At 33.6% G+C, this 10990-nt stretch carries 13 protein-coding genes; 6 read left to right on the top strand and 7 right to left on the bottom strand.

Annotated features, from left to right (window positions below):
* Positions 1-33: 33 nt before the first annotated feature.
* Genes ABZC96_RS05015 through ABZC96_RS05005 form a run of 3 tightly spaced genes read right to left on the bottom strand, consistent with a single transcriptional unit; the run spans position 34 to position 2090 of the window.
* Entirely contained in the window at positions 34-1236 is a 1203-nt protein-coding gene (locus tag ABZC96_RS05015) for a transketolase C-terminal domain-containing protein (RefSeq protein ID WP_373029521.1), read from the bottom strand.
* Positions 1237-1249: 13 nt separating this feature from the next.
* Positions 1250-1819 (bottom strand): carbon monoxide dehydrogenase beta subunit family protein, encoded by a 570-nt coding sequence (locus ABZC96_RS05010; RefSeq protein WP_373029520.1) that lies wholly within the window; start codon positions 1817-1819, stop codon positions 1250-1252.
* A gap of 46 nt (positions 1820-1865) precedes the next feature.
* Complete coding sequence (locus tag ABZC96_RS05005) at positions 1866-2090, bottom strand: 4Fe-4S dicluster-binding protein (RefSeq protein ID WP_373029518.1); 225 nt, start codon at positions 2088-2090, stop codon at positions 1866-1868.
* A gap of 742 nt (positions 2091-2832) precedes the next feature.
* On the opposite strand from ABZC96_RS05005, the gene ABZC96_RS05000 reads away from it, so the two are divergent.
* The 4 genes from ABZC96_RS05000 to ABZC96_RS04985 all read left to right on the top strand — a co-directional run bounded on the left by ABZC96_RS05000 (position 2833) and on the right by ABZC96_RS04985 (position 8472).
* Positions 2833-4443: a proton-conducting transporter membrane subunit gene (locus tag ABZC96_RS05000; protein WP_373029517.1), complete on the top strand. Its 1611-nt coding sequence runs from the start codon at positions 2833-2835 to the stop codon at positions 4441-4443.
* Between the two features lie 11 nt (positions 4444-4454).
* Positions 4455-5189 (top strand): hypothetical protein, encoded by a 735-nt coding sequence (locus ABZC96_RS04995; RefSeq protein ID WP_373029516.1) that lies wholly within the window; start codon positions 4455-4457, stop codon positions 5187-5189.
* Positions 5186-8080: a putative inorganic carbon transporter subunit DabA gene (locus ABZC96_RS04990; protein WP_373029515.1), complete on the top strand. Its 2895-nt coding sequence runs from the start codon at positions 5186-5188 to the stop codon at positions 8078-8080. Before ABZC96_RS04995 ends, ABZC96_RS04990 begins: the two co-directional genes overlap by 4 nt.
* A gap of 71 nt (positions 8081-8151) precedes the next feature.
* The gene (locus ABZC96_RS04985) at positions 8152-8472 is read left to right on the top strand and encodes a hypothetical protein (protein WP_373029513.1); all 321 of its coding nucleotides are present in this window, start codon (positions 8152-8154) and stop codon (positions 8470-8472) included.
* Positions 8473-8525: 53 nt separating this feature from the next.
* Here the strand turns inward: ABZC96_RS04985 and ABZC96_RS04980 are convergent, their stop codons facing one another.
* The gene (locus ABZC96_RS04980) at positions 8526-8927 is read right to left on the bottom strand and encodes a bacteriohemerythrin (RefSeq protein ID WP_373029512.1); all 402 of its coding nucleotides are present in this window, start codon (positions 8925-8927) and stop codon (positions 8526-8528) included.
* 344 nt (positions 8928-9271) lie between these two features.
* On the opposite strand from ABZC96_RS04980, the gene ABZC96_RS04975 reads away from it, so the two are divergent.
* Positions 9272-9532: a hypothetical protein gene (locus tag ABZC96_RS04975; protein WP_373029510.1), complete on the top strand. Its 261-nt coding sequence runs from the start codon at positions 9272-9274 to the stop codon at positions 9530-9532.
* A gap of 95 nt (positions 9533-9627) precedes the next feature.
* Here the strand turns inward: ABZC96_RS04975 and ABZC96_RS04970 are convergent, their stop codons facing one another.
* Positions 9628-9969 carry a hypothetical protein gene (locus ABZC96_RS04970; protein ID WP_373029508.1) on the bottom strand — a complete coding sequence of 114 codons (342 nt, stop codon included), beginning with the start codon at positions 9967-9969 and terminating at the stop codon, positions 9628-9630.
* Between the two features lie 222 nt (positions 9970-10191).
* On the opposite strand from ABZC96_RS04970, the gene ABZC96_RS04965 reads away from it, so the two are divergent.
* The gene (locus ABZC96_RS04965; protein ID WP_373029507.1) at positions 10192-10386 is read left to right on the top strand and encodes a hypothetical protein; all 195 of its coding nucleotides are present in this window, start codon (positions 10192-10194) and stop codon (positions 10384-10386) included.
* 3 nt (positions 10387-10389) lie between these two features.
* Here the strand turns inward: ABZC96_RS04965 and ABZC96_RS04960 are convergent, their stop codons facing one another.
* Together ABZC96_RS04960 and ABZC96_RS04955 are read right to left on the bottom strand one after the other, a co-directional pair.
* On the bottom strand, positions 10390-10770 hold the full coding sequence (locus ABZC96_RS04960) for a response regulator (RefSeq protein WP_373029506.1): 381 nt from the start codon (positions 10768-10770) through the stop codon (positions 10390-10392).
* Between the two features lie 34 nt (positions 10771-10804).
* Positions 10805-10990 (bottom strand): hypothetical protein (locus tag ABZC96_RS04955; RefSeq protein ID WP_373029504.1); only part of this gene is annotated, 186 nt, incomplete at its 5' end.

Genomic DNA, 10990 nt, shown 5'->3' with positions numbered 1-10990 from the left:
TCTGGGTTGATTTTATATATATCAATTGCCATGTTATGCTCCTTTTCCAGGGTTGATTTTTTCCATTACTTCTTTAATGATTGCTTCAGCTGGCATACTCATACCACCGGCAACTCTTGGTCCGCCAACAACATCAGCATCACATTTTTTATAAAGTGCAGTTTTCACTTCTTTTTCTAACCAACCAACAACGTTGAATTCAGGTACAAATACATGTTTTACACCCTCTAGTGCCTCAAGAAGTTCAGCTTCTGGGAAAGGTCTGATAGTTCTTAATTTAATAACTTTCGATTTAATTCCCAATTTCATTAATTCTCTTTCTGCCTCTTTTGCTTGGTTAGCAGCAGTACCACAAGTAACAAATGCAATCTCAGCATCTTCTGTACCAGTAACATGTACTAAACCATTTAGGTAGTGTCTTGCATATGGAACAGAACGCTCTACTGCTGATCTGATTTCCCACTGCCAAGATGCATGTGTAGCATATGAGATATAGTTAGACTTCATTACAAATGGATCTCTTAAGAAACGTCCAGGAGGTGTTTCTGAATCAATCGGAGGTAGTGGAGCTTTATATGGCTCATATGGGAACAATGCAATATCATCAGCTGGAAGCATTACTGCCTCTCTTGTGTGAGATACAAAGAAACCATCAACAACTGTAATGATTGGAACATGAACATCAGGCTTTTCTGCTACTGTAAATGCTGCAATTGACATATCAAATAGTTCTTGTACGTTTTCAGCATACCAGATCATACAACCTGTTTCTAGCATATATGAAACTTCCAAGTTATCTGGCTGAATTGTAAGTGGTGAGTTAATACCACGAGCCATTAGGATAAGTTGACATGGGATTCTTGTACCAGACCATTGAGCAAAGTTTTCCATCGCTCTAAGTGTACCTGGTCCTGAAGTAGTTGTAATTGTTCTAGCACCTGCCATTGCACAACCTGCAACTTCAGACATTACACCGAATTCATTCTCACCTCTAAAATATGTACCTACATAACCTTCTGCCCATAGTTCACCAATAAGGTGAGCTGCTTCAGATTGTGGCGTAATAGGATACGATACAGATGCATCAACTGTACATCTTTTTACTGCCTCTTTTAAAACTTCAGAACCAGTCATAAAGTGCTTTTCTCTTGGAGCTTCAAAAAGCATGTGGTCTGTTGAAACTAATTTCTGTCCAGACCAGTTGTGTGTTGCTGTCATATCAGTTATTTTACTCATTATTATCTCCTACCTATTTCCCAAGCTCAGCTTTAACTTCTTTAGCTATTTTGATAAATTTCTCAAGCTCAGAAGAGTGCTGGTCTCTTAATGTAGCCATTGCATCTTCATGCCCTGACAAACCACAAATTGCAATTGTATAACAGTCTGTTTCTGCTCTTACAATCTTTAACGCAACATTTGCGTAATGACAGTGAACACCAATAAAGATCGCTGCTTTAATGTTGTTATGCCAAATTGTTAAGTTTGGATGATTTGGATTGATCTCAACTTCAGCATCAATTTTAGGATACTTTGGTCTATAATCATACATTGGAATCATTTTAGCATTAAGAACTTCTGACATCTCTTTAATAAGCTTAGCTTTGTTCTTAGCTTCTTCATTGAAACCATATAATACTTGTGGACCAGGGAAAATAGTTGCATTCTCACTTGTCAACATCACTTTTGCAATCTCTCTCATTGCAATCTCTTCATCTACCACATCTTCCAATAAAAGTGCTTTGCCTTCTGGTGGTGTGATTACACCTTCATACGTAGCCGCAGGATACGGTGAATAATACGCAGGACCTTGGTTTGCCATAACTTCTCCTATAAAATTTTTTTTAAATTAAATCTAGACTCTAGACTTAGCCTTCTTGACCAGCCATTTCCATCGTAATACAATTACGATCAAGCATGTCACTACATACGTATACACAAAGTGCACACCCTTTACATCTATCTTCATCTACCCATGACGTGTTGTGTTCTTTATCGAACATAAGCGTATTAGCTTCTGGACAATATAGTGTACACGTGTTACATTTATATTCAGCACATTTATCTGCATCGACTTTTGCTACATAATACATTCTTAACCCCTTTACTCCAACGAAAATTTAAACATATATCATTGGTTATCATAATTATATATAATCATCATAACCAATAGATTAGAAATGGAGCTTCAATTTCACTTTACACAAAAAAACCTTAATAACAAGTATTGGTAATATTCATGACAAATTCTTCATCAACAACATTTATATGTTTTCAAAAAGGAGTTTACTGTAAAAACCTTTGACTTTTCTTATAATTTGCATAAAATAGCTATAATATAAAAAGCGGTTTTTTATAATTATAATATGACATTATAAATTAAAAAAATTTCATTAGTTCATTTTTTAACATCTCTCTTTTAAAGATGATTGATCGTTATACATTATATATAGAGAAAAATGTTTAGTAGATATAAGTGTTTATTTCTATATGATTGAACCAATTCATCATTAGTATCTCTTGTCATAAATGTTGTAGTATTTCATAGTTTTACAACAAATTAAATTATAAATAGTTGCATTATCAAAAATAGTGGTAGTTTCAATTTGTGAAGTAGTAACACACAGAACTGTTTAATTTATCTTTTAGCACTAATATAGACTATATTTTAAAAAAATAACCTATAATGGCAAAGGTTTTAGAAGGTAATTTTGATTATCTTCGTTGTTAAAATTTATTTTTATTCAGTGTTCTAACCATAATTAATGGCGTAATATAGATCCAGTAAATAAAAAAATTTTACGAAAATAATTTAGTAGATTATAGGAGTATTATGTGGAAAAACTAGTTTTATTCATTCCGTTTATACCTATCATGATAGCGATCTTGATAGGTTTTTTAAATAAAAAAGAGCTTATGCCTAAAATTACCATCTTTTTTTCATCTATCCTTGCACTTTTAGGACTATATGGTACATACTATGTAATGAGTACAGATGAAGTGATATATGGTTTTGGGGGATATCTTATTTTCAATGAACTCTCTGCCATACTTGTACCCTATGTTGCCATACTAGGCCTAGTGATACGTAAGTACTCTACAAAATATATGTGGGATGAACCTGGATATAAAAGATTTTTTGTACTTTTGAATTTTATATTTTCAGCTATCTATCTGCTTGTTATGAGTAATAACTTGATCATTTTGACTATCGCATGGCAACTTATGAGTATCAGTCTCTATCTTCTTATCACCTTTAATGTCGAATCGAAATCTGCGATCAAAAATGGTGGATGGACCATGCTTGTACATAAACTTGCCGACCTATTCTTCATCATAGCAGTTATTCTTACTTATAAAATATTTGGTAGTTTTGAATTAGCAGAACTCAGTCAAAAATGGCTAGCCATGTCACAAAGTGGACCTGTAGACAACCCTATGATCTATGTGATTGGTTTCTTATTCTTATTTGCAGCGATGATGAAGTCAGCCATCATACCTTTCCACCTATGGTTACCTTATACTTCAGAAGCACCTACCCCTGTCTCAGCACTCATGCACGCTGGTGTTGTAAATGTTGGTGGTATCTTATTAAATAAGATGGCATTCTTATTATTGCTGACACCTGCTGTACTTAATGTTGCTTTTGTTATGGGACTTATTACAGCCATTTTTGCATCCATTCTTATGCTTGCCGTCTCTGATATCAAACGATCACTTGGTTACTCTACAGTTGGACAGATGGGATATATGATCATGGAAGTGGGTCTTGGGGCATTCTCTCTTGCTATCTACCACCTTATGGTACACGGAATTTTCAAAGCCTCTCTCTTCTTAGAATCTGGTAGTCTTATCAACTCTGCAAGAAAGGAGCCAAATGTTCCAAGAAGACTTTCACATGAACTTTTTTGGGAAGAGAAACCACAGTATAACAGTATAAATATGTTCCGCATGGTCGCGCTCTTTACTGTATTGCCAGTGATTGTTTTCATAGGAGTAAAGTTTGTACTTGCTGAAGAGTTCTTCCAGTTTAATGCAGCTATGCTGATACTTGCATTTGCCTGGCTTACTGGTACACAACTCTTTTTATCTTTCTTTGAGGTATCCAAAGCAAACTCACCAAAAGTTATTATTGGTGTTATCAGTTCCTTTATTTTAATTCTATTTACTTATGAATTTATAGGATTAGCCCTTGAACACTTCCTATACGGTGAACATGGTCTTCTATTCTATGAAGTTGCCACACTCCATGTAACAGGCAACATGACACTTCTCATGTTAGGGGCTATCATGTTTATAGGTTGGTACTTTACCTATAAACAACACTTTGTCGGTATACCAGAAGGTGAGCATAAACCTAATAAGTTTAAATGGCGAATCTATAAGATATTGGCAAAAGAAGGTTACATATCTGATATGTATATCAAATATTTCAAAGTATTTTAAGGGAAAATGTCATGTTAATAAATTTTATTTTACTACTATTATTTGCGGGGATACCATATTATCTCTTTTTTGAAAAGACAAACATATTAGGTAAAGAAAAAATATTTTATCTTTCTTCTTTATTGGTTATTGGGGGGATGATATTTTCTCATCAGGTTCCACAAACAGCATCAATACCATTTGCTATCATTGTACTGATGGCTGCCTTGTTCTCTCTATATAAAGCGAACAAGACAACCAATCTATATAAATTGGCCTACTATATACTCTTTTTTAATGCACCTATGCTTATTATGTTTCAAGCAAAAGAGAGTACCTTATATGGAGTGTCATTACTGATAACCCTACTTGGTATTTTCATGATGGGGAAATATTATGAGCGTAACTATGGTAGTGCGAACTATCATTCTATCACAGGTATCACACTTGTTACACCATATGCAGGATTAATGCTAACCATTTATTTAACAGCTTTAGCACTCTATCCTCCTTTTCCAAATTCGTTAATGTTCCTAAATGGAATACTCGCCGCTGAACTTAGTACCTTATGGTATATAACAGTAGTGATCATATTTTTTGGAAACTTTTTAATCGCTGTGAGAGTCATGGCAAAAACAGTTTTTGGAAAACCAAATACCAATGTACACTACATCGACTTAGGCCCTAAAGAGCGATGGCTACATCTAACTATATTTATTTTATTACTAGTTCTAAGTGTTGTAGGACTTAAGGAGTTACTAGCATGAGTATCTTAGAAAAATTAAATGCGGTTAAAGACACCGTACCACATTACTGGCCTATAGGTGCTTTTATTCACCATAATCCCCTAAAAGGTTTTGAACACCTTAATTTTAAAGATGGACTAGATAAAGCCCAAAGTATCTTTGGTGGTAAAGTCTATATGGATCCTGATTACTACATAGCACTCTATAATGAAGGTAAAATTAAAACAGAACAACTAGAAAAAAACTTACTAAGACTTTTAAAAGAATCAAACCTTGAAAACAACCTAAAAGAAGCTAAAACATTTATGCTAGAGATCAGTCCATTGTGGAACAGTTTGAGAAGCTATGAAGAATTAAAAGTACATGACATTGATGAAGTACTTCACACGTATCTTGAGGAAAACTCGATCTACATGAATACAGAGGCATGGATAGAGTCACTTACAGAACATATGACACTCTATGAAATACATGATGCGCTCTTTGGTACAACTGAAAAAGAACTGATTGAAAAAGAGGTCATTGAGTACATTACACGTTTTCTTGATAAACAGCAAACTACACTTAGTATGGAAGATAGAGACCTTGGTATGTTCAATACCTTTAAACTCTATGAAAACATAGACTATGTGGTCTGTGCAGAAAATTATGTGCTAGATGCTCTAGAAAAACTTAAAGTTGAAGATGTAGAAAAATACTTCTTAACTCACATACTAAAACTGCATGGATGGGCTGGATATATAAAATACCGTTCAGAAAACAAAGAGTACTTGCCTCAGCAAGAGCATCCTTCAACAATGATGGACTATATGGCTGTCAGATTACATTTTGAATTAAAATATATGCAAAAAGAAAAGATCAATGACTTTGATAAACTCAAAGCTTATATCAAAGAGAATACTCCTTACGCTATATTAAAACTGTTGCGAGAAAAAGGTAAGCTTACAGGTACCTATAATGATGCAATGGAAGATCACCAGAACTATCAAGAGATCTTAGATGCATATGTAAAAGATGAGATCAATTTAAATTCACTTCGAGTACAACTAGCAAAAAAAGAGTTACCTGAACTTGATATGTCACTCATTGAGTTTTCAAATTTTTCAAATTTTCTTAAAAAAGAAGAAGGGTTTCTTTGGCTAAAGTCACTAGAAGATAGTTATATCATGCAACATGTGGATGAATTTACAACACCACATACCTATGATGAAAAACCTCTTTCATCTATCGTATTCTGTTTAGATGTGAGATCAGAAGTGATGCGTAGGAAAATAGAAGAGTCTGGGCCTTACAGCACTTATGGTGCAGGTGGATTCTTGGGTATCCCTATCTCCTTTGTCGAATTTGACAAAGCACATACGCTAGCGCTTGCTCCTGCAGTCATCAAGCCACAAAATATTGTTTTTGAAATACCAGTTGAATCTCATGAAGAGTATAATTCAAAAAAAAGTATCAACAAAACGACTAAGAAAGTATTAAGTGACCTTAAAAATAATCCTTATACACCTTATATTATGGTAGAAGCGATTGGATGGATGTTTGGTGTTAAACTTTTTGGAAAAACATTCTTTCCTGAGAAAACCAACAAACTCTTCAACAACATGAAACCTAAAAAACCAAAAACCACTTTTACGCTTGATAAGCTGACAATTAATGAGATTGAAAAATATGTTAGAAGACTTCATACAAATATTATCAATGAAGTGTTAACTACACAATCTGATACAAAACTTAATAAAGATGAACTCTACGTCTTATGGGAACATCTTGTTTTTAATAGAGATTTATGCATGAAAGTCTCTCCAGACATCATCAAAATCTCTCCAGACATCATCAATAAATTAAAGCATGCCTATCATATCACAGGTAAAGATTATTCACTTCAAAAAGAAAAACTGGCTCAAGTTGGATTTACCATTGACGAACAGGTGATGTATTTAGAAAATCTGCTAAAAATGATAGGTCTTGTAAAAGATTTCCCAAAATTTGTGACAATTTCCGGACATGGAAGCTGCTCTGACAATAACCCATTTGAATCTGCACTAGATTGTGGTGCCTGTGGAGGTAGCATTAGCTTGCCAAATGCGAGAGCACTCTGTATGATTGGGAATAAACCTGAAATTCGTGAAAAACTCAAAGAGAAGGGTATCGATATCCCTAAAGATGTGAAATTTTTGCCTGCACTTCACACAACTACTACTGATGAGATCACATTCTATGATACTGATATACTTGATGAAGAGGAATTAAAACTTTTTTCTAAGATGGATAAAGACTTTAAAAAAGCATCATTAGCGTCAAGAGAAGAAAGAGTGGCAGTATTACCTAACGCTAACAAGCAAGAAGACCTCTTCATTAAAACTATGGATTGGTCTGAGCCTAGACCAGAATGGGGTCTGGCAGGTAACATGTGTGCTTTTGCAGGGCCAAGAGACTCTGTAAGACACATGAAATTCAACAACAGAATCTTCCTCCACTCTTATGACTCGAGTATAGATAATGAGAATGCAGACATTCTTACACGTATCTTTGATGGACCTCTTGTTGTTGGTGAGTGGATCAATCTTGAGCACTATTTCTCTACTGTAGACAATAATATCTATGGTGCAGGCTCAAAGGTATATCACAATGTTGTTTCTAAAATTGGTGTGTATAACGGAAACTATAGTGATTTAAAAATTGGTCTTCCTACACAAAGTGTTCTGGAAGAAGGTAAAGCTTATCATGAGCCAGTACGTCTACTCACGTACATGGAAGCACCACTAGAAATAGTTGGTAAAGCTGTTGAAAACTCTGTTGCGAAAGAATTCATCTTAAATGAGTGGATTCGACCAATCATTATAGATAAGGCAGCTAAAAAAGTTTACTCCTACGAATCAGGAGAATTTATCGTAATAAAAGAGCTTGCATAGCTCTTTTATTATATCTTAAAGCTTTAAATGATATAACCCCCCCTATAAATAAAGATAACAAAGGAAATAATTTGTACACAATTGAAATAGAAAAAGAGTGCAGTTGCATTAAAAAAAGTGGACTTGAAAAGAGTATGACGTTTGAGACAAGAGAAGACATGTATAATAAAGCACGTGTTTTGGAATGCCGTATGAATCAAGAGTTTTGTATGACACACTTTTTTGAAGCTGTAGATTACGGAGATAAGATAATAATACATAGCAGTGAAAGACCTGCTGATGATGAAGAGGATGAAGATATTGAAGATGCAAGAGAACTTGTAAAGAAAAGTGGTGTCACAATTGGTTTTGATGCTAGCCAAGTACCTCCAAAAGAGAGTGGTTCAAACTAATAATAATTTGTATAATAAATAATTTTTATTTTAAATAAAAGGTGATTCTACTGCTAATTAGAATCACCAATATGCATAGCTGTTTCCGAATCCCATCTTGAAATATGCAAAATAATCCAATGCCTGAACTCGTCTTCTAAGAAATCTTTTACTGCTTGTGGATTTTTATTTTTTTCCCAGTTTTCTTGAATATTTTTTATTTTTTGTCTCATAGTGTCATGCTCAGATTTATGCATTTGTAAAGCATAAAACTTACTCTGTTCCATCATCTCCTCTTCAGTAGTAAAATGATCTTCAACATCAAACTGAACTACTTTAAAAAGCTCATCAATTTTTTCTATATCTTCTTCTAGAACCGCATCATGAAAGTCATTTATTATATCTATCTCTTCTTCATGCAGCATATTCATCATAGCATTTGATACTTGTTGTACATCTCGCTTTTGCATTAACATTCTATATCCTTGAAATTGGTCTTAATTATGAAGATTATAGCTTACAAAAATAGTTTTAATATTGATGGTGCTCAAGGAAAACTTCTAAATATAAACAATTAAAAAAGGGGTCTGTTTTATATGTAAGTATCTTTGGAAATTAGTAGGGGGATGATAGGACATAAAGTTTCTATCCATAAAGTATTACACCTTTACCCTTAGCATTTTTAATCAAAATAGTACTAAATGATCTTGAATATATAGATACATTAATAAAGAATATCCACTAATAAGAGTATTTTTATCTTATTTTTAGTTTTAATAACTATACTCCCGTAAATATAAATAATCAAAAGGAACAATTTATGTATACAGTACATATAGAACATGAATGTGGATGTTTTAAAAAAAGTGAATATGAAAGTAAAAAATCATTTGATAATCAGAGAGATGCATACAATTATTCAAATATAGTATCAGAGTTCATGAATGAGGAGTTTTGTACAAAACACCTGTTTTCTGCGCAAATAGTAGACGGCAATGATTTTGTGATCAGAGTAACTGACAACCCTAATGCTGGTGGTTCTTGCAGCACTGGCAGTTGTGGTCCTTGTGGTTGTGACTAAAGGACAACTGCGATAAAGTCTTCTTAAAATTCAGATAGGTAATCGAACCTTCTGAATTGATCGGTCTTTATAGACCATCTATAATGTTTAATTTTCTATTTATCTTCAATACTGATATCTGAAGCTACAATGTACAAAGGTGCATTAAGAACATGTAACATAGCGGTACCTTTACCAAGTGCAAAACCATATAGATCATGTTCTTTGATAATACTAATACCGAATCCCATATCCATATAAGACAGTACGCTATTAGCCAATATCTTTGAATTAGTTATATTGTTAAACTCTATCTTGATCGTATTAATATCTTCCCCATCATCATCCTGTACTACTATTGTAAGAACTTTTGAAGTATCCGAAAGTGGTTGAATTGAGCGTATTTGTGCATCTTTAAAGTTGTCATACTTCTCTAATAAGCTATTTATTTGTTCCATTTTTTGCCTTTATATAATAATGTGACATCTTAGCGAAAGAAGACTTACTTTACCCCACTTCAGTAACAGGTAGTATTTTATAAATTATTGCTTATTTGAAGACATTGTATAACAATAACAAAATGAATGTTAAACCAGTTGCCAATTATAAACATATGATATAAATTTTAATAAAGAATAATATGATATGCTTTATGTAGAACTATCATGAAAGGATAATAAATGAGTAAAGTAGATTTAGAACTGAATGAGAAAGTATTGCTTGACCTAAATGAAATGAAAAAAAACCTGGTAGATATTAAAGATACCGCTTTAGATCAAGAAAATAGAAATGGGGCTAAACAGATGGAGCCAGATATACAAGATTGGATCGAGATCTTTGAAGAAGATCAAGTGGTAATGTATGGTTGTAGATAAGTGTTATATCTCTGTATAAGGGTCAAACACTGCAATTTGCTCTAAGGCTTGATCGAATTGCTCTGGTATTAATTCAAAAGCATTGATCCCTAGGTCCGCTATCCCAAAAAGCTTATCTGTATCTTTGGGTGAGACTAAAGCAAATATGGCTTGTTGAGGCTTCTTGTCTTTAATCTGTTTTAAAAGGGCCACACCCTCTGGCTCCACACTTATATCGCCAATGATAATATCGTATTGATTGGCATCAAAAAGCTTTAGTGCTTCTTCTTTGCTTAGAACTTTATCTACTTTATTAAACAGCTGATTGAACATTTTAGTATCTGAATCAAACATTGATTTATCATCTCCGATGAAAAGCAGATTCCACTTTGTAATTGTATTCATTGTTTTCCTTTTATATAAGTGTCAAGAATCTACTTTAGATCTTTTTCGTACTACTAAAAAACTCTTTAACAAGCTGTATAGCTTTCTTCTTAAAAAGTTCAGCAATATCAGGTCCATACACTTCATCGGCCGTCTGTGAAAAAAGTTCTAACCACTTTGCATAACTTTCTCTTTTTATATGAGGCATCTTAACATGAGCACCAACAAAGTTTCCGTAATA

The sequence above is a fragment of the Sulfurovum sp. genome, from assembly GCF_041551015.1.
Lineage (GTDB): Bacteria > Campylobacterota > Campylobacteria > Campylobacterales > Sulfurovaceae > Sulfurovum.
This window is presented reverse-complemented; position numbering and strand designations above follow the sequence as displayed.

What these genes read in the sequence shown, in the direction of transcription:
- ABZC96_RS04995 (WP_373029516.1), top strand. Translation starts at nt 4,455, where the DNA reads ATGTTAATAAATTTTATTTTACTACTATTATTTGCGGGGATACCATAT.
- ABZC96_RS05010 (WP_373029520.1), bottom strand. Translation starts at nt 1,819, where the DNA reads ATGGCAAACCAAGGTCCTGCGTATTATTCACCGTATCCTGCGGCTACG.
- ABZC96_RS04990 (WP_373029515.1), top strand. Translation starts at nt 5,186, where the DNA reads ATGAGTATCTTAGAAAAATTAAATGCGGTTAAAGACACCGTACCACAT.
- ABZC96_RS04965 (WP_373029507.1), top strand. Translation starts at nt 10,192, where the DNA reads ATGAGTAAAGTAGATTTAGAACTGAATGAGAAAGTATTGCTTGACCTA.
- ABZC96_RS04975 (WP_373029510.1), top strand. Translation starts at nt 9,272, where the DNA reads ATGTATACAGTACATATAGAACATGAATGTGGATGTTTTAAAAAAAGT.
- ABZC96_RS05015 (WP_373029521.1), bottom strand. Translation starts at nt 1,236, where the DNA reads ATGAGTAAAATAACTGATATGACAGCAACACACAACTGGTCTGGACAG.
- ABZC96_RS04980 (WP_373029512.1), bottom strand. Translation starts at nt 8,927, where the DNA reads ATGTTAATGCAAAAGCGAGATGTACAACAAGTATCAAATGCTATGATG.
- ABZC96_RS05005 (WP_373029518.1), bottom strand. Translation starts at nt 2,090, where the DNA reads ATGTATTATGTAGCAAAAGTCGATGCAGATAAATGTGCTGAATATAAA.
- ABZC96_RS04970 (WP_373029508.1), bottom strand. Translation starts at nt 9,969, where the DNA reads ATGGAACAAATAAATAGCTTATTAGAGAAGTATGACAACTTTAAAGAT.
- ABZC96_RS04960 (WP_373029506.1), bottom strand. Translation starts at nt 10,770, where the DNA reads ATGAATACAATTACAAAGTGGAATCTGCTTTTCATCGGAGATGATAAA.